The 18,842-nt window shown below is 36.4% G+C and carries 14 protein-coding genes, 1 other RNA gene, 1 riboswitch and 1 other annotated feature; of the genes, 4 read left to right on the forward strand and 11 right to left on the reverse strand.

Features of this window, described 5'->3' with window-relative positions; all coding sequences use genetic code 11:
• Positions 1-194: 194 nt before the first annotated feature.
• The 3 genes from BKP35_RS18610 (at position 195) to BKP35_RS18620 (ending at position 4,248) form a co-directional block, all read left to right on the forward strand.
• The gene (locus tag BKP35_RS18610) at positions 195-1,835 is read left to right on the forward strand and encodes an ATP-binding protein (protein WP_084031763.1); all 1,641 of its coding nucleotides are present in this window, start codon (positions 195-197) and stop codon (positions 1,833-1,835) included.
• Positions 1,836-1,842: 7 nt separating this feature from the next.
• Complete coding sequence (locus BKP35_RS18615; protein WP_071314883.1) at positions 1,843-2,574, forward strand: response regulator transcription factor; 732 nt, start codon at positions 1,843-1,845, stop codon at positions 2,572-2,574.
• A 324-nt stretch (positions 2,575-2,898) separates the two neighbouring features.
• Positions 2,899-4,248 carry an ammonia-forming cytochrome c nitrite reductase subunit c552 gene (locus BKP35_RS18620; protein ID WP_071314884.1) on the forward strand — a complete coding sequence of 450 codons (1,350 nt, stop codon included), beginning with the start codon at positions 2,899-2,901 and terminating at the stop codon, positions 4,246-4,248.
• A 101-nt stretch (positions 4,249-4,349) separates the two neighbouring features.
• On the opposite strand, the gene BKP35_RS18625 is transcribed toward BKP35_RS18620, so the two are convergent.
• The gene (locus BKP35_RS18625) at positions 4,350-4,973 is read right to left on the reverse strand and encodes a class I SAM-dependent methyltransferase (protein WP_337959659.1); all 624 of its coding nucleotides are present in this window, start codon (positions 4,971-4,973) and stop codon (positions 4,350-4,352) included.
• Positions 4,974-5,480: 507 nt separating this feature from the next.
• Here BKP35_RS18625 and BKP35_RS18630 point away from each other — a divergent pair.
• Positions 5,481-6,158: an RsfA family transcriptional regulator gene (locus tag BKP35_RS18630; RefSeq protein ID WP_071314886.1), complete on the forward strand. Its 678-nt coding sequence runs from the start codon at positions 5,481-5,483 to the stop codon at positions 6,156-6,158.
• Between the two features lie 200 nt (positions 6,159-6,358).
• On the opposite strand, the gene BKP35_RS18635 is transcribed toward BKP35_RS18630, so the two are convergent.
• From BKP35_RS18635 to BKP35_RS18680, 10 genes are all read right to left on the reverse strand, one after another.
• Positions 6,359-7,078, reverse strand: coding sequence for a LutC/YkgG family protein (locus tag BKP35_RS18635; protein WP_071314887.1), 720 nt, complete (start codon positions 7,076-7,078; stop codon positions 6,359-6,361).
• A gap of 1 nt (position 7,079) precedes the next feature.
• On the reverse strand, positions 7,080-8,510 hold the full coding sequence (locus BKP35_RS18640) for a LutB/LldF family L-lactate oxidation iron-sulfur protein (protein WP_071314888.1): 1,431 nt from the start codon (positions 8,508-8,510) through the stop codon (positions 7,080-7,082).
• 13 nt (positions 8,511-8,523) lie between these two features.
• Positions 8,524-9,243, reverse strand: coding sequence for a (Fe-S)-binding protein (locus BKP35_RS18645; protein WP_071314889.1), 720 nt, complete (start codon positions 9,241-9,243; stop codon positions 8,524-8,526).
• Between the two features lie 297 nt (positions 9,244-9,540).
• On the reverse strand, positions 9,541-11,127 hold the full coding sequence (locus BKP35_RS18650; RefSeq protein WP_071314890.1) for an L-lactate permease: 1,587 nt from the start codon (positions 11,125-11,127) through the stop codon (positions 9,541-9,543).
• A gap of 335 nt (positions 11,128-11,462) precedes the next feature.
• Positions 11,463-12,224 carry a tRNA threonylcarbamoyladenosine dehydratase gene (locus BKP35_RS18655; RefSeq protein WP_071314891.1) on the reverse strand — a complete coding sequence of 254 codons (762 nt, stop codon included), beginning with the start codon at positions 12,222-12,224 and terminating at the stop codon, positions 11,463-11,465.
• 591 nt (positions 12,225-12,815) lie between these two features.
• A non-coding RNA gene (gene ssrS, locus BKP35_RS18660) (6S RNA) lies at positions 12,816-12,995 on the reverse strand.
• Between the two features lie 71 nt (positions 12,996-13,066).
• Positions 13,067-14,320, reverse strand: a complete 1,254-nt coding sequence (locus tag BKP35_RS18665) for a homoserine dehydrogenase (RefSeq protein WP_071314892.1) — start codon at positions 14,318-14,320, stop codon at positions 13,067-13,069.
• A gap of 133 nt (positions 14,321-14,453) precedes the next feature.
• Positions 14,454-14,555, reverse strand: a riboswitch (SAM riboswitch).
• Positions 14,556-14,837: 282 nt separating this feature from the next.
• On the reverse strand, positions 14,838-16,625 hold the full coding sequence (aspS, locus tag BKP35_RS18670; protein ID WP_071314893.1) for an aspartate--tRNA ligase: 1,788 nt from the start codon (positions 16,623-16,625) through the stop codon (positions 14,838-14,840).
• 15 nt (positions 16,626-16,640) lie between these two features.
• Positions 16,641-17,915 (reverse strand): histidine--tRNA ligase, encoded by a 1,275-nt coding sequence (gene hisS, locus BKP35_RS18675; protein ID WP_071314894.1) that lies wholly within the window; start codon positions 17,913-17,915, stop codon positions 16,641-16,643.
• Between the two features lie 249 nt (positions 17,916-18,164).
• Positions 18,165-18,444 (reverse strand) — a binding site (T-box leader).
• Positions 18,445-18,519: 75 nt separating this feature from the next.
• A complete protein-coding gene (locus BKP35_RS18680; protein WP_337959660.1) occupies positions 18,520-18,732 on the reverse strand; it encodes an RNA polymerase subunit sigma-70 in 213 nt (70 codons plus the stop codon).
• Positions 18,733-18,842: the final 110 nt, after the last annotated feature.

The raw sequence follows: 18,842 nt of genomic DNA on the forward strand, positions 1-18,842 counted from the left end.
ATTCTCTCTATTGAAGGGCTGTCCCATGAGTGTCTTACACTTTGTTTTCGGACGAGCCCTTTTCATTTTGTGTTAAATTGTCGATATCCCATCTATAATTATGTAAAATCGTCACACCATTGTCAAAGTTACAGCCACAATAACTAGTATAATTAAAATAAGGTATTTCCGAATTTAAATTATAGGGGCATTATATGTTTATAAAACGAATTAAAAGACATTTAGATAAGTTACCTCATAGATTTATGTTTTATCTAACGATAGCTATTATTATTATTATGGCTATTAATCTAAGCTTTATTTTACAACTTCAACGAGAACAAGCTTTGGAGGAGCTAAAAGAAAAAGCCTATATAATAGGAAAACAATTTGAATCGATGCGCGAATATATAGCCAAAAATCAGGATGCAATAAATTATGACTCAGAAGGAAATTTTGAATTTAAACACTTAAATCCTTCTAGAGTAAGTAAAGGTGTAGGGGATATCTTTTCCAATTGGACCGAATATGAAATTAAACTTGCTAGAGAAAACCCTAGAAATCCAGAGAATCAGCCTGACTCTATTGAAACTGACCTACTAAATCAATTAAAAGCCGACAGGTCACTAACGGAAATATGGACAAAAGATGATATTGAGGGTGAAAAGTACTTTCGTTACATCATCCCCTTATCTATAGAACAGCCTTGTTTAGACTGTCATGGAGGAACAGCAGGTGAGATTGATATTGCTGGGTATGAAAAAGAAGGTTATAACTTAGGTGATTTTGCTGGGGGTATTAGTATAACCGTTCCGATGGAAAGCTTTTATGAGAACTTACTATCTACTATTAAAAATTATTCAGTGTTAATTGTAATAACAGTAGTTCTCTCCTTAATTGTTTGTTATTTCTTAATGCGCCATTTTGTTGCAGGTCCGATTCAGCATTTAAGTACAATCACTAAAGCGATGGGCAAAGGGGAATTAAATTCTGATTTAAGTAAGGTTAAAGCTTACGGTGAAGTGAAAAGTCTTGCTAATGATTTTGACATTATGTCAAAAAAATTAAGGGCAATGTATAACCAACTAGAGCAAAAGGTTAACGAACGAACAGAACAATTAGTAAAAGCGAACGAGGATTTAACCCGTTCTAATCAACTACAATCAGAGTTTTTAGCTAATATGAGTCACGAATTACGAACACCATTAACTTCGATTATCGCCTTTACAGAGATTATGTTAGAGCAAGCTGAAGAAGAAGGGAACGAAGTGCAAGCTGAAAACCTGAGAGATATGCAAGAATGTGGTGAAAAGCTCGTTTCAATGATTAATGACCTGTTAGATATGGCTAAAATTGAAGCTGGTCAAATGCTAGTTAGCTTAATAAGTACTGACCTATCTGATGTAGCATTATCAGTTGAAAAAACACTTACTCCTCTAGCAAAAATAAAAGGGGTTGAGCTCATCAGTAATATTGGCTACGATATCCCATTAATCATTGCCGATCCTGATCGACTACGGCAAATTTTATTAAACTTAGCAGGCAACGGGATAAAGTTTACTCCCGAGGGAGGAACAGTGATTATCAATGCAGAAATTAAGGGAGACGAAGTAATTGTTTCCGTTGAAGATTCAGGAATAGGAATAAAAAAAGAAAACTTTGAAAAAATCTTTAACAAGTTTAATCAAGTCAATTGTTCATCAACTAAAAGCATTCAAGGAACAGGCTTAGGGCTAGCAATCTCCAAAAACTTAGTAGAGTTAAACGGTGGAAAAATATGGGCCGAATCAGAGATAAATAAAGGAAGTACTTTTAAATTTACCGTTCCAATAGATAAAGAAGAAGATAGGGGTTGATTTCAAAATGAACGAGGGGAAAAAAATCTTAGTGGTTGATGATGAACCTAAAATTCTAAAAGTATTGGAGCAAACATTAACGAAACAAAATTATGAAGTTATTACCGCTAGCGACGGTGAAGAAGCATTATTGAAACTAGAAGAAAAAAATCCTGATTTAATGGTTTTAGATTTAATGTTACCTAAATTAGACGGTTATGAAGTATGTAGGTTAGCCAAAAGCAAAACAAATATACCAATCATAATGCTCACAGCTAAGGGCGATTTAGTCGATAAAACCGTTGGCTTTCATATGGGAATCGACGACTATATGACAAAACCTTTTAGTCCTTCAGAATTAGCCCTTAGAATAAAAGCTGTCATGCGAAGGGTTGCTGAGGCGCAACTTCTCATAAGCCGAAGCCAAAGTCAATCGACATCACCACAAACTTCTGAACCCACTCTAGAACTCGGTGGTGTAAAAATTGATTTTAATAGTCGACAAATTGAAGTAAACGGGACAGTGATTAAGTCGACTGCTAAAGAATTTGAACTATTAAAATTGTTTATGCAACATCCAAACCAAGTTTTCACTCGAGAACAACTACTTCAAAAGATTTGGGATAGTGATTACGTCGGCGATGCTAACACAGTCACTGTACTAATTAGAAGAATAAGAGAAAAGTTAGAAGACGATCCTGCCAAACCAACAAGAATTGTAACGGTTTGGGGAGTAGGATACAAGTTTGCAACCGACTAAATGTGAAAAAAATGTAACAAACTCATATTAACTATTATTTAATCATGTAGATGGGCCTTCAATATCTAGCCAGTTAATGTCCGGTAAAGTTCGCTTAAAGCCTCTAAAGTTCGAATTATTTTGGAGCAAAAGAGAGAATTTTACTGGACATTTTTCACCTTTTCTCAATTATGTAAAAATGTAAAATAAAAATGTAAGAATATATAACAAAAATGTAAGATTTCATTTATAGGCATGTAATTTCTTTTTACTATAATTTATTTAACTCCAACAAGTACATACAATCACTTGTTCAGGAAGAATTATTAAAGGGGAGAGATTTTCATGCTAAAGAAACATTTATTATTTCTAGCAGTAATACTTTTAGCATTTGCACTCGTTATTACAGGTTGTTCGACAGAAGAAGAAACAACTACTGAGCCTACAGATGCAGATACTTCACAACCTGATGCAGGTTCTGACGAGGGATCTGATGAAGCTTCAGATGAACCAGCCCAATTCACAGGCTTTTCATCAATCGAAGAAGCAGCTAATTCTGACAATTGGGCGCCATATTTCCCAGCTCAATACGCTACATGGACACAAACGAAAGAGTTACAAACAACAACTTATGGAGGTGCACTTGACGATAACGGTGAACTCCAAGATTATTTAACAATATATCCATTTTTAGTAACAAATTACGCTGGCTTCCCGTTCTCTGTTGATTACAATAGATCACGTGGACATATGTATGCTTTAACTAGTGTAAACGAAACACAAAGACTTCCTGACTGGGAAAATCAGCGAAGAGCTGCATGTTTATCATGTAAGAGTACTGATGTTGTAGTCGGTATGGAAAAGTATGGAGATGACTTCTGGGGTAAGCCATACGCTGACGTTGTTGGAGAAAACACAATCGGCTGTCTAGATTGTCATGATCAAAATGACGGTTCTTCTTTAAATGTTCCAAGGGATTACGTTTATGAGGCACTTGATCACGGTGGCTATACAAACGATCCTAGAGATCGTGCAGATTTAACATGTGCACAATGTCATGTTAACTATCACTTTGATGCTGAAACAACTAAAATCACTTTCCCATGGTCGACAGGTATGACTGTTGAAGCTCAACTTGAGCATTACAACGCTGAAATACGTTCCGATGAGTGGGAGCATGAAATTACTGGTGCTTTAATTGCTAAAATTCAACATCCAGAATATGAGTTATATTATGAAGGTAAAGAATTATCTGTGCATGCACAGATGGGCGTAGGTTGTAACGATTGTCATATGCCAACATTCACAGACGAAAATGGTGAAGAATTTACTTCTCACCAAAAGATGAGTCCACTACTTCATGTTGAAGAGTCTTGTCTAAGTTGTCACGGCGGTACGAGTGCAGATGAGCTTGTGGCAAGAACAGAAGGTGTACAAAAAGATGTTTATGAAAAACAAAACAGAATTGGTTATGATTTAGAAGAGTTTATTAACCAAGTAGGAGCTAAGATTGAAGATGGCAGCCTTGCTGGTGCAGAACTTGAAGAAATCCAAGCCATTCATAGAGAAGCACAATTTTACTGGGATTACGTTTGGGTTGAAAACAGCAATGGGTTCCACAATGCGCCAGAAGCACACAGAATTCTCGATAACGCTGACGCACTAATCCAACAAGGAATGGAACTACTTAACTAAAACAACTTATTAATGTAAACTACCATCCCTTCAAAAAACCTTTCGGAAAGCAGTCCGAAAGGTTTTTTCTTATTAGAAATAATAGACGAGTACTTTACTGTTTAGATGTCTTCCCTTCCTACTAGAGGTTTTTGAATCACCGCTTGTATTACATGACATAGTCCGGTATGATTTTCCCCTTCATAACGCTCAACTTCACCATAGAAAAAGTGAATAAATTTCCAATCACTAAAGGCCTCTAAAAACATTTTAGGCTCATAAAGCAACTCAGTTATTTTAGGTCCACCAGTACCATATTCAATTTGTTTCGTCGAATAAACCTCGGTTACATATAATCCACCAGGTTTTAATGATTTCTTAATCCCTGCAAAAGTCTTCGTTTTTACTTCAGGTGGTAAATGACCAAATACTTTTACAATAGCATCCCATTTATTTTCATCCCACTCCACTATTTCCAAGTCATTTAACTTTGCATTTACAGTTACACCTTTCTCACTCGCTAGCTGTAATGTCTTTTCAATACCTACCTTTGAATAATCCCATGTAGTTACGTGATGACCTAGGCTTGCTAAGTAAGTAGCATTCCTACCTTCTCCTTCTGCGATTGCAAGGATTTTCCCTTTACTAATCCTCTTGCCCCACTCTTTAATAAACACATTTGCTTCTGTGCCAAAGAAATATCCTTCTTCATTAAATTTTTTATCCCATGGATTCAATAAAATCACTCCTATATATTTTCATGTAAAACTAACATGACGGCACAACCGTGAACAACATCTAAATGTAAAAGTCGGCCGCTTTTCTTCTCTTCGCTGTAAACCTCTATCGAGTTTTAGAGGCTCGTTCAGAAAATCGCCCTCCTTTTTTATATACAAAACCTCCATGACGATAATCGTCAGCATCTAAGATGTAAAAGTTCGTTGTTTTCTTTCCAACTTTCCCGACTTTCGACCTTCCAACAAGCAAATTTCCCAACTTTTATATGAAAAAACAATGAACTACATCTATTATTGTATCCTAACATAAACAACATTACAGCTATTAGAATTTCCTCATTCATAAGTAGTTTGCGAGATAATTCCCATTAGTTTAACAAGAATCTTATAAAAGTTCTGTAAAGCTATGTATATTTCTTTTAAAAGCTGGCAAAAGTATTAGTAAATAATTAACAATTTCACTTAACAAAAAATTGCCTAGAAAAATAGAAACATACTTTAAGGAGATGATTTAATATGAAAATTAGACAAGATGCTTGGTCATCAGAAGATGATCTTTTACTAGCAGAAACAGTATTAAGACACATTAGAGAAGGCGGCACTCAATTACAAGCTTTTGATGAGGTTGGCGATGAACTAAATCGTACCTCTGCAGCATGTGGATTTCGTTGGAATGCAGTTGTTAGAAATCAGTACAATGAAGCAATAAAACTAGCAAAAAAACAAAGAAAAGAAATGAAACGAAGATTATCCAATAGACCTACGACGATCCATTCTAAAATGAATACGCAAATGCAAACGTCCATCCAAGCTCCAATGCAAACAGCTTCGGATACAACGACCGATGTTAGTAACGAGAGATCTACTCACGGGCAAAGTATTAATTTAGGTGATGTTCTTAACTTTATTCAATCGTTAGCTACGAACGAAGGTAGCTCGTTACAATTAAAGAGAGAAAACGAGAAATTAATGAAAGAAAATTTACAATTAATGACTGAGAAAAAAGAGTTAGAAACGAAGCTATCAAAAGTGGAAAATGACTACAAAGTCGTCGAAGAAGACTATCAATCGTTAATTCAAATTATGAATCGCGCGAGAAGAATGGCTTTATTACAAGATGAAGAAGAGGAAATTCAAACAGCACCAAAGTTTAAAATGGACAAAAACGGAAATCTAGAAAAAATTGCAAAATAATAACATAAAGAGGTTGGGACAAAAGTATCTGAAACCACGCGGATCGTACTAAATATAGACAAGAAAGATTAATCGAATGTCTATATTTGGTGCCTAGCGGTGTCTGACACTTTATTTTGTCCCAGCCTCTTTTCTATGCCTCATAAATGTCTAATACTTTATTTTGAGACTGAGCCTGTTCTAGTCTCGCTTGCGATCTACTATTTATCTTCTACAATAATATACGTAGCTTTAATCGGACCGTGTACACCGACAACTAAGTTTAACTCAATGTCAGCACTATTACTTGGGCCTGAAATAAAGTTAACACATGAAGGTACATTGCCTTTTTGAGCCATTTCATGTAGCTTTCTCGCTGCTTGAGACATTCTTGGTACAATTGTACTCTTTGGAATAATCGCCACATGAGTAGCTGGTAATAAACTTACTGAACGCCCCTTACCTTTATCACTTAATAAAACCACTGTCCCTGATTCTGCTAGAGTCATGTCAGAAAAAGTAATTCCAATGTTTGCACGTTCAGCAATTTTCATATTTTCTTCAAACATTGTTGAATCCCAAACGTGAAATTCATTGCCTTCTTCATTAGAAAACTCTTCAAAAATATCATTTAAGTTATATTCATCAAAGCGTGGATCTTTCCAGTTTACAATCGACTTTCCACCTAATTCATCGATTACTTCTTTTAAAACATTTGGTAAATTTTCAAGTTTCGTTACCTTTGCAGTAGTATGAATTCGATCGCATTGTTCTACTAACTGCTCTAATAATTCGTCTTGATTCATTCCTTTAAATACCTCATACTGCGGTTGGTGTTTCCACTTAGGACGAGCAACACCTTCCGTTTTACGCTCTCTACCTAGCGAGTTTGCAATTTTATTTAAAAATTTATCTTTATTATTAGTTTTTACAACCGACATGTTAGTTTCCTCCTTTATCACGGTTTTCAAACCATGTTCTGAACTTGTCTTTACCTTTACTTAGTTCAGGAAGGTCACGAATATCTGTCCATAGCTTCACTGGTCCTGGCCCATTTGTAATAAAACCATTGTTTGAATAAGGACCCATGACCGATGGAGCAGTTTTTGTTCCCATATTATATATACTTGGAGAAGACGCGGCAAAAGCGTAACCTTTCATAGCTAACTTTTCAGCAAAAGGAGCTTTTCCTTCTTGTTCGACCATCATTCTACGATGTTCAATTAATAAATTGTGTAACGGAATTTTTACAGGGCACACATCTGTACACGCCGAACATAACGTTGAAGCATATGGTAACTCTTTCCACTCGTCATAGTCGCCTAATAACGGATTTAAAACCGCTCCGATTGGTCCTGGATAAATTGACCCATAAGAATGGCCACCGATATGGCGATAAACTGGACAAACGTTTATACAGGCTGCACAGCGAATACATTGAAGAGCTGATTGGAATTGTGTTCCTAAAATTTTCGATCTTCCATTATCAACAACAACTAAATGAAACTCTTCTGGACCATCAACATCGCCTTCATCTTTCGGACCTGTTAAACCTGTAACATAACTTGTAAGCTTTTGACCTACTGCACTACGAGCGAGCATGCTAACTAAGACGTCTAGCTCTTCCCAAGTAGGGACAATTCTTTCCATTCCCATAACCGTAATTTGGGTTTTCGGAATCGTCGTTGCCATTCTAGCATTTCCTTCGTTCGTTACTAGAGAAATAGAACCAGATTCTGCAACGGCAAAGTTACATCCTGTAATACCTACTTCTGCTTCCAAGAAATCTTTACGCAACTGTTCTCTCGCAAAAAGCGCCATTTCTTCAGGATTAGATGTTTTCTTATAACCTCTTTTATCTTCAAACGTTTCGCGAATTTGCTCTCTATTTTTATGAAGAGCAGGTACAACAATATGCGAAGGTGGATCATGATCATCTAATTGTAAAATCCACTCACCAAGGTCACTTTCTACGACATCACAGCCAATAGATTCAAGTGCTTGATTCATACTAATCTCTTCAGTGACCATTGATTTTGATTTAATAATCTTTTTTGCATTTTTGCTTGAAACAACATTTTTGATATATTCATTTGCTTCTTCAGCTGTTTCAGCAAAAAAGATTTTCCCGCCTCTTTTTTCTACGTTTTCAGCTAACTGTTCTAAATAAAAGTCCAAGTTTTCCAGTGTGTGCTGACGTATTTCTTCAGCATGATTTCGCCATTCTTCCCAATCTCCTAGAGAACTAATTGAATCACGACGGCGACCGTCAATACGTCCTTGTGCAGTAGCAACTGCTTTACGCATAAACTCGTTATTAATTCCTTTATCAACTCGTGTAAAGAAGTTTTCATCTCCAGTTTTTATTGCCATTTATCTCACCGCCTTATCGACTATTTAATACTTCTGCAATATGCATTACTTTAATCGGTTTACCTTGACGATTAATTCTACCACCGATATTCATTAAACAACCTAGATCTGCACCAATTAACACTTCTGAATCTGTATCTTCAATGTGTTGAACTTTTTCATTGACCATTTGTTCTGAAATCGGTACCATTTTCACTGAGAAAGTTCCACCAAAACCACAGCACTGTTCTTTATGTGGTAGTTCAGTAAATTGTAAGCCTTCTACATTTTTTAATAAAGTCATAGGAGCTTCAGTTACTCCTAATAAGCGTGTCATATGACAAGATGTATGATATGTCGCTTTCGCATTTAGTTTAGCGTTTACATCTTTCACGTTTAAAACATCTACGAGAAACTGTGTTAATTCAAAAGATTTGTTTTTCAGTTCTTCTGCTTTTTGCTTCCATTCTGGGTCATCTTCAAATAAATGCGGATACTCGTGTAACATCGTTGTACATGATCCCGATGGTGATACTACGTACTCCGCATCCTTAAAAACATTAATCATATGCTTTGCAACATCTTTTGTTTCACGGTGATAGCCACTATTGAAGGCTGGCTGTCCACAGCACGTTTGTTTTTTCGGAAAATCTACCTCACACCCAAAACGCTCAAGTATTTCAACTGTGCTTTTACCGACAGACGCTGGATAAACAACATCTGCTAAACAAGTTAAAAATAACGAAACTTTCATTGTCTTTTCCCCCTAAATTTTAATAGGTGACCCGGTCATCAGATGACCTGAGTATTAATGAAACGAATAAAAAGATATTCGTTTTTTGAAAATAACTATAAACTAATATTGTATCCCTAACCTATTATAGTTCAATTGTAGGTTAGGTAACAATACTTTTTTCAAAAAAGCACCTTGTTGTTTTGAAAAAAATTCTATTAAATTAGTAAAAGTTCAACTATATTACATCTTTATTTTACCCTATACCTAAGCAAAAGAAGAGGAGTTATCTCCCCCCTCTTCTTTAATATTAATTTCTTACATAATCATTAGTAATACAGTACCAGCGATACCGATCAACAGTCCATACACCAATGCAGGAGCTAATGTTTTTCGGATAACTTCTCCTTCTTTACCAACAAGTCCAACAACCGCTAATGCAGAAACAACGTTGTGTACACAAATCATATTACCAGCTGCTGAACCAGCTACTTGTTGAGCTAAAATGATGTTTGTATTTAACCCCGTCTCCATCGCTACACTATACTGGATTGGCGCAAAAGTAAGTGTTGATACCGTTGCACTACCTGTAATAAACGCACCTAGTATACCGACATAAGGAGCAACTAACGGCCATGCACCTCCGAGTGTTGTCGCTAATGATAGCGCGATATATTCCGGCATACTGACGAGGTCGTTCATATTCATTCCTGAGTTAGAGAATACTTGTACGAGTGCTAATGTCGGAATAAGTGCTAATGCTGCACCTTTAACAGATCCAAGCGATTCTTTCGACGCTTTCGTAAAGCTTGAAAATTTACTTCTTTGTGTAAATACCGAAATGATAGCAGCTAACGTAAGAACAGCCCCTGGTGAATACAGAACTTGCCATGCTGAGCTGACCCCTTCTATCCCCATTACGTTGTTCCAACTTAAGTCAATAGCTGTTTGTGCAAACTCCTGAATTTGCGGAACAATTCTTGTTAATAGAAGTAAAGCAACAACAACAAAGTACGGGCTCCATGCAGATAACAGACTCATTTCTGATTTTTTCTCTTCAACTTTAAAGCCTTCCGCAAGAGCGTCTTGCCAAACAACTTTCGGAATAAGAATATTTTTCTTTGCCGTAATAGTAGCAACAGCTAAAGCAGTAATTGAAGCTAAAATCGAAACGAATTCTGGTCCGAATGCCCAAGCATATACAGCTGCTGAAATACTGTAAGATGCACCTACAAGCAATGTCCACGGTAAAAGTGAAAATGCACTTGATAACCCTTTTTTCTTTCCAAAAGCAATTGTTAAAACAAGAACTAAAATAAATGGAATTAATGTACCAACTAATAAATCCATTAATGTGATTAAAATTGCAACGTCTTGAAACATTGCTAAGCCTGCACCTTCAATGTTAGCTAGACCAACAATAACTGGCGTACCAACAGCACCAAACGAAACGGCAGTACTATCGGCAATAAGTGCCGTTGCAGCTGCTGCTAAAGGGGTAAACCCTAGTGCAACAAGTAAAGGCCCAGTTACTGCTGCTGGTGTTCCAAAACCTGCCGCCCCTTCAATTAAACTCCCGAAAAGAAAAGCAACGATAACTACTTGAACACGCATGTCTGGCGAAATATTTCTAAAGCCCTCATTAATTCTATCAACTGCGCCTGTATGCTTTAGCGTGTTTAATAGAACAATCGCTCCGAATAAAATAAATAATATCGTTATCGCCCTATGTCCACCTTGTAAAATCGACGCAGTTAAGATATTGAAATCTAGCCCCCATACTGTGAATGCGAAGAAAATAACGATCAATGCACTAAATAGCATCCCTTTTTTTGCTGGCATTCTAAAAACAACTAAAAATAAAAACGGTGCGATAATGGCACTAAATGCTGCTAATAATTGCATAATAACTCCCCCATATTAGTTCATACTGAAAAATAAAATATTAACCAAACCACCTTAACTAAACTTGCTTACCCCCTCTTATTAAAATTAACTTACCTTCTGATCATCTGACGAGTCCTGTAAGCACTTTCATTATAAGTAACGTTCAAATTATTATCAATGCGTTCTTTAAATAAAACTTTAAACGTAGCAACTATTCAGTTATTAGTAAGAAATCTACATGGTTATTACGCTTGTTTTTTGTGCAATCACACAAATAGAATGTGGGAAAATTAGACAATAGACCAAACGGCATGAAAAAAAGCTCGCCGGTTGACGAGCTTGTAAACGATAATTCACCTCTGTATTTCTATATCTTTTAATAGGGAAGTAATTACATGTCCTGCCATTATCAGACCTGACACTGAAGGAACAAAAGCATTTGATGATGGTGGCATTTTCGCTTTGCGAATTGGAGATTCCTCTTGTGCATCTGATACAATTTCTTTTCGAATATCTTCACGAATTTTTATCGGTTGTTCGTCTGAAAATACAACATTAATTCCTTTATGAATTCCTTGTTTACGTAATTTTGTGCGAATTACTTTAGCGATTGGATCATAGCTCGTTTTAGATATATCTGCTATTCTCAACCGCGTAGGATCCATTTTATTCGCTACACCCATACTCGAAATAATTGGGATATTTCTCTTTAAACATTCCTTCATTAAATGAATTTTATAAGAAATCGTATCTGAGGCATCAACCACAAAGTCGATACCATATTCAAAAAATGTTTCATACGTTTCCTCTGTATAAAACATCTTTAAAGCAATGACTTCACATTCGGGGTTTATGTCTGCAATACGATCCTTCATTAAATCTACTTTCGGCTGACCTACTGTAGAAAGTAATGCATGTACTTGACGATTAACATTTGTAATATCGACATCGTCCTTATCTACTAATATAAGTCGTCCCACTCCAGAACGTGCCAAAGCCTCTGCCGAAAAAGACCCGACACCGCCAATACCGAGAACTGCAACCGTACTATTTTTTAAAACTCCTAACCCATCATGACCAATAGCAAGCTCATTTCTAGAAAACTGATGTAACATAAAACTTTTGCTCCCTCCAAATCCTATTTACATACAACTAATTTAAAGTCTTATAAACAAATAGGAAATCTATATTTTCCGATTTTGAATATACCATAAGCTATATTAAATGTAAATTTCCCAATTCTGTTTTTAAGTATACAAAACGCTCATGACGCACTACCGTCACCATCTAACATGGAAAAGAACGAGCAATTTCCCTCTCTTCGCTGTAAACCTCTATCGAGTTTTAGAGGCTCGTTCAGGAAATTACTCATTCTTTTTTTCATACAAAACCGAAATGAAAGTAACTGTCCCCACCTAATATGGAAAATACCGTTTTTCGATTTCTCTTCTCGACCTAACAAACAAACCACAAACCAACTAACCAACTTTCACACGAAAAAACCTAGGTTATCACTTTCTCCTAGGTAAAAGTAGTTCATTATAAGAAAAGCGCAAGGCGCCCGCATATCGGCGAAAACCGGTGGAAGACCTTCCCGTATCGGGCAGGTTTTAGACCGCAAGGGAAAGTCTGAAGCGGTCGAGCCGATGGCGCATAGAGCTAGACAGTTCCCAATTTTTTTATAATTTCTTATCTTTAAATAAAAATAGAGCCCCAATATGCCGTTAAATTGCTTAGTTTTGAACCTGCTCTCCGCAGGTGGGTGCCCTGTTCAACTTTTAATACTTCCTTTCAAGAAGGCTTGCACGCCAAGTCAAAACTTCAGGCTCCCATTCTAAAAATGTTGGCTCAAAACGTATAGCATCCTACGTACATCTCAGGACTCTATTGTATTGCCTTTATAATACCATTGTTTTATTTTGTTTTCAAGTGAGTGAATTTCATGATTACCAACTAATTAAACAATCTGCTGTTCAATTTCATTACTTTTGATGTCACTTATTGATTCAATCATTCGTAACACAGGGATAATCTGCACTTCTTCTTGCTCACTGAATAAAGAAAAGACTTCCCTTCCTCCTATGATTAATAGTGCTATTTTTTCACTATTATCGCTATAAACTTTATTACCGATGTTATAAGTTACCTCATTCAACTTTTCAAAAACTTCTTCCTCGTTTTTTTCACTATACAAAACGATAAATTCTTTATTTGTTGAAGAATTCACTTTCCAACGCTTGTTGACTTCTTGAAACTTAGCTTTCTTCTGTATTTGATGTAGGTAATCTTCAATCATGCTTGTAGCAGTTGGTTTTTTACCTGCACCTGGACCGGATGTGAGAAAATTTCCTAACCAATCGCCTTGAATATAAACACCATTATTTTCATCTTCAATGGCTGCGAGCGGATGCTTTTTTTCCACGTAACATGGAGTAATATTTCCTTGAACTTTATGACCATCATAATAAGCCTCAGCGATATATTTCAATTTTAAACCAAGTGTTGCGCCAACATTAAAGTTCCAACTTTCTATTTGCGACATTCCATTTCGAATAAACGCATCCTCGTTCACCCACACACCGAAACAGAGCTTACATAAAATTTGTAATTTATATAGGGCATCATAACCTTCGATATCAGCAGTAGGATCAGCTTCTGCAAATCCTAATTGCTGAGCTTCTTTTAATACACTTGAAAAAGTTCGATCTCCGTTTTTCAGCTTCGAAATAATGTAGTTTGTCGTTCCGTTAAGAATCCCAGAAACTTTATTTACAGCCGTCCACTGTAATTGGCTTCGCAAAGTATTAATTATTGGAATACCACCAGCTACAGTTGCCTCATAACCAATAAATGTACCATTTTCATTAGCAATACTTTCTAGTAGCTGGCCGTGCTTTGCTATTAATTCCTTATTAGCCGTAACCACCGGTATCTTTTTAGTTAAAAGAAATGAAATATATTCAAGCGCTGGTTGCTCTCCACCCATTGCTTCAAAAACTACATCAAACGGTTCAGCAAAAAATTGTTCAGGAGAATCTGTCACAACTTCTTTCTGTTTACCAATCAAATACTGTGCTTTATTCCTTACAAGAATTTTTTGAATACAAATTTCTTCTTGTAAAATCTGTTCTAAGTAATGTACCGAATCAACAATCCCTTCATAAACTCCTGAATTCACTGTTCCAAATCCTAAAAATCCTACCTTTATCAAAATAAACACTCCCTTTTTTTAAAATTTTAGCTTTAGGTGTTCGCACGAGATTTCTACCCAAACCAACTAGCCAACTAACCGCTAACCAACGAAATAAAAAAAACCTCTCCAGATAAGGAAAGGTTTTTGCCTCAACTTATCTACCAGAACAAATCGTTCTGCTGAAATTAGCACCTTGTTTAAAACAGGTTGCCGGGCTTCATCGGGTCAGTCCCTCCGCCACTCTTGATAAGTAATATTTAATTAAATTATCGAACTTATTTTAAATTTCTAGAAATTTGTGTAAAAACACTATAACATGATTAATGTTAATGTACAATGTAAAATTAAAAATTTTGAGTTTTGAGTTTTGAGTTGCTGAGCGTGTAGCTCCGCAGCCCCCTTCATTTTAATTCTTAACACCTGTCAATTATTATGATGAATCGAATTAACAACAAAGCGCCACCAACACTAATTTTTAATTTTACATTTTAAATTGTGAATTAACACCGAAGCTTGGGCTCCAACTCAAAACTACCTAAGCTTTAACCTTCTCTTCTTTTTTCGGAATAACAGAGAGGTTTAATTCTTTTAATTGAGCTTCACTCACACCACTTGGTGCATTTGTTAAAAGATCGCTAGCACTTGCTGTTTTCGGGAATGCGATTGTATCTCTTAAGTTTGTTCTTCCTGCTAAAATCATGATTAAGCGGTCTAAGCCTAGAGCAATTCCACCGTGAGGAGGTGTTCCGTACTCAAATGCATCCATTAAAAATCCGAACTGGGAACGAGCTTCTTCCTCTGAAAACCCTAAAGCTTTAAACATATTTTCTTGTAGCTCACGTTCATAAATACGTTGTGAACCTCCACCTAGCTCATAACCGTTTAATACTAAATCATAAGCTTCTGCACGTACTTTTTCTGGTGCAGTCGTTAAAAACTCTTCATCTTCTTTGACTGGGCGTGTGAACGGATGATGCTCTGCCACATAACGATCTTCGTCTTCGTCATAAGATAATAACGGGAATTCTGTTACCCATAAGAAATTGAACTTACTCTTATCGATCAAATCCATTTCTTTAGCAAATTTCAAACGAAGCGCACCTAAGCTGTCAAAAACAACTTTCTTTTTGTCGGCAGCAAACAATAATAAGTCACCAATCTCCGCATCAAATGCTGCTTTCATCGCATCTATTTCATCAGCAGTAAAAAACTTTGCGATTGGACCTTTTAAGCCGTCTTCTTCAACCTTAAGCCATGCAAGTCCTTTTGCGCCGTAAATTGCAACAAACTTCGCTAAATCATCAATTTCTTTACGAGATAACTTTAAAGCTGCTCCTTTAACGTTTAACCCTTTAACAATTCCACCGTTTTCAATCGCCGTTTTGAATACTTTTAAGCCACAATCTTTTACGATTTCAGAAAGCTCGACAAGTTCCATATCAAAGCGAGTATCAGGTTTGTCAGAACCGTATCGGTTCATTGCTTCATCATAAGTTAATCGCTCAAACGGAGTTGAAACCTCAATTCCTTTTACTTCCTTCAATACTTTGGTCATCATCGTTTCCATCATTGAAAGTAAATCTTCTTTATCCATAAAAGACGTTTCAATATCGACTTGAGTAAACTCAGGTTGGCGATCTGCTCGTAAGTCTTCATCACGGAAACAACGAACAATTTGATAATAGCGCTCAAAACCTGAAACCATTAATAATTGTTTAAAAATTTGTGGTGATTGCGGTAATGCATAAAACCCTCCGTGTTGAACACGACTTGGGACTAAATAATCACGCGCGCCTTCTGGAGTACTTTTCGTTAGCATAGGTGTTTCAATTTCTAAAAACGTATTGTCATCTAAAAAGTTGCGAATTAATTTTGTTGTGTTATGTCTTAACTTAAATGTTTCTTGCATTTCAGGACGACGTAAATCTAAATAACGATACTTTAAACGAATTTCTTCTGAAGTGTCTACATTTTCTTCAATTTGGAACGGTAATGCTTTTGACTTGTTTAATACTTCTATTTTATCGATGAGTACCTCGATCTTCCCAGTTTTCATTTTTGGATTAATCGTTTCCTCACTACGAGCAGCAACTGTTCCTTCTACGTCAATTACATACTCACTTCTTACTTTATCAGCTATCGCAAGTGCTTCCTCTGAAAATTCAGGTTGGAAAACGACTTGTACAATTCCAGAACGATCTCTTAAATCGATAAAGATTACTTGTCCTAAATCACGACGAGTTTGTACCCACCCTTTTAAGCGTACTTTTTGTCCTATTGTCTCTTCTAAAACTTCTCCACAATGATGTGTTCTTCCTATCATTAGTATTACCTCCCTTTATCGTATCAGCTTTTGCTGTAAAAATTTTGTTAAATCATTAATCGAAACTTCTTGCTGTTCACCTGTTTCCATTTCTTTTACGACAACAACATTTTTCTCGAGCTCATTTTCACCAATGATCACAACAAATGATGCTTTAAAACGATCTGCCGCTTTCATTTGTGCTTTCATTTTTTTATCAAGGTAATCTTGGTCAGTTGATAGCCCTGCTTGTCGTAATTTAAAACTTATATTTGATGCGGCTACTTTCGCTTCTTCTCCCATCGCAATTACATAGCAGTCTAATTGATCGTTCACTGGTAATGTTACATTTTGAACTTCTAGTGCCATGAGAAGACGCTCGATACTTAATGCAAACCCAATTCCAGGTGTTTCCGGTCCACCAATTTCTTGAACTAAACCGTTATAGCGACCACCACCACATAAAGTAGTGATTGACCCGAAGCCATCGCCGCCAATCATTATTTCAAACGCAGTATTGTTGTAATAATCAAGTCCTCTTACTAAATTCGGGTCAACTTGAAATTCAATCTCCATGTCATTCAAAAGCTTTTGTACTTTTGCAAAATAAGCTTTTGAATCTTCATTTAAGTAATCTAAAATGGCTGGAGCTGTTGCCATTAATTCATGGTCTTTATCTTTTTTACAATCTAAAATACGCAAAGGATTTTTCTCGAGTCGAGCTTGGCAATCAGAACAAAACTCTGAAATTCTCGGTTCAAAATGACTAATTAAAGCTTGTCTGTGCGCATTTCTACTTTCTGTATCACCTAAACTATTAATGATTAACTTTAAATTTTTCAACCCTAACTCACGGTAAAATTCCATTGCTAACGCAAGCACTTCTGCGTCAATAGCTGGATCTGCACTTCCTAAAGCTTCGACGCCAAACTGTACGAATTGGCGCATTCGTCCTGACTGTGGACGTTCATAACGAAACATCGGTCCAACATAATACAGCTTAGTTGGCTGAATTGGGCTTCCAAAAAGCTTATTTTCAACGTAAGAACGAACAGCTGAAGCAGTTCCTTCTGGTCTTAGCGTTAAACTTCTACCGCCCCGATCTTCAAACGTATACATTTCCTTTTGAACGATATCCGTCGTATCACCGACACCGCGCATAAACAATTCAGTTTGCTCAAAAATTGGTGTGCGAAGTTCTTTATAATTGTAACGCCGACAAATATCTCGAGCTTTATCCTCAACATATTGCCAATGTTCAACTTTCCCGGGCAATATGTCTTGTGTCCCTCTCGGTATTTTAAAATTCATTTTTGTTCCTCCTTATTAGAAAAGCGCAAGCGCCTTGCTCAGCTTCGACAAGCGTTGGAGGGCCAGCAATGTTTTGTCTCCTCTTTGAGTTACTTCTCGAATAGACAAACCTTGTTGGACCGAAACGATCGAGAAGCTAGGCGCTGGAGCTAGACAGCTTTCCTAGTTCAAAATTAATAACTTCTTATCTTATCAGATATGCTGTAAACCATAAAATCACAAAAAACTCCCGTCCCTGATATATAACATATCAGGGACGAGAGTTTTATTTCCCGTGGTGCCACCCTAATTGGACTTATTATTGTATGCGATGGTTTCTAGAAGACATAATTCAGTCATCGTAAAACCGCCTTAAAATAAAAAATCCCACTTTAAACAGTTAACGCCTGTAACGTTTTCCCCTACTAAAGCTTCAAGGAAAAACCTAAGGAGTGTTCTTTCATTAAGCACATGGAGAAATGCTTTCAGCCACGACATTTCCTCTCTAACCACGCAAACCTTAATTACTCTGCTCCCTCAAAGGTTGTATTTATTATTAGTATATTAATGTACTCTATCATACGTAGTAACCACGTCGTTGTCAATAGTGATTACGACAATTTTCTTAATTTCTTGATAACTTCTTTTTTAAATCTTTGACATCTCCTAATGTAATCCCGTATTCCTCGGCTAATTCATAATTCGTCAATTGCTGTTCTCTCTGGATAAAGTCGTGAAAGTCAACTCCAATCAGTTGATGATGTCCATTTCCTGTACCTGTTTGTTTACTTCCTGCTCTCATAATCGACTTCCTTTCAAACCCTTTTCCTTCTAGCATGTCCACTTTTTAAAATAAAAAATCAAACTTCCAAAAGAAAGTTTGATTTTTTATTTTGAATTTGAAAGAAATCGCCTTTAATAGCGAATTTTAGAGGCTCGCTCAAGAAA

The sequence above is a fragment of the Anaerobacillus arseniciselenatis genome (assembly GCF_001865995.1).
GTDB lineage: Bacteria > Bacillota > Bacilli > Bacillales > Anaerobacillaceae > Anaerobacillus > Anaerobacillus arseniciselenatis.

Bases quoted from the DNA above. Each gene is read 5' to 3' on its own strand.
- BKP35_RS18640 (WP_071314888.1), bottom strand. From the start codon at position 8,510: ATGGCAATAAAAACTGGAGATGAAAACTTCTTTACACGAGTTGATAAA.
- BKP35_RS18620 (WP_071314884.1), top strand. From the start codon at position 2,899: ATGCTAAAGAAACATTTATTATTTCTAGCAGTAATACTTTTAGCATTT.
- BKP35_RS18630 (WP_071314886.1), top strand. From the start codon at position 5,481: ATGAAAATTAGACAAGATGCTTGGTCATCAGAAGATGATCTTTTACTA.
- BKP35_RS18650 (WP_071314890.1), bottom strand. From the start codon at position 11,127: ATGCAATTATTAGCAGCATTTAGTGCCATTATCGCACCGTTTTTATTT.
- BKP35_RS18615 (WP_071314883.1), top strand. From the start codon at position 1,843: ATGAACGAGGGGAAAAAAATCTTAGTGGTTGATGATGAACCTAAAATT.
- BKP35_RS18680 (WP_337959660.1), bottom strand. From the start codon at position 18,732: ATGCTAGAAGGAAAAGGGTTTGAAAGGAAGTCGATTATGAGAGCAGGA.
- BKP35_RS18655 (WP_071314891.1), bottom strand. From the start codon at position 12,224: ATGTTACATCAGTTTTCTAGAAATGAGCTTGCTATTGGTCATGATGGG.
- hisS (WP_071314894.1), bottom strand. From the start codon at position 17,915: ATGAATTTTAAAATACCGAGAGGGACACAAGACATATTGCCCGGGAAA.
- aspS (WP_071314893.1), bottom strand. From the start codon at position 16,625: ATGATAGGAAGAACACATCATTGTGGAGAAGTTTTAGAAGAGACAATA.
- BKP35_RS18635 (WP_071314887.1), bottom strand. From the start codon at position 7,078: ATGTCGGTTGTAAAAACTAATAATAAAGATAAATTTTTAAATAAAATT.
- BKP35_RS18610 (WP_084031763.1), top strand. From the start codon at position 195: ATGTTTATAAAACGAATTAAAAGACATTTAGATAAGTTACCTCATAGA.
- BKP35_RS18645 (WP_071314889.1), bottom strand. From the start codon at position 9,243: ATGAAAGTTTCGTTATTTTTAACTTGTTTAGCAGATGTTGTTTATCCA.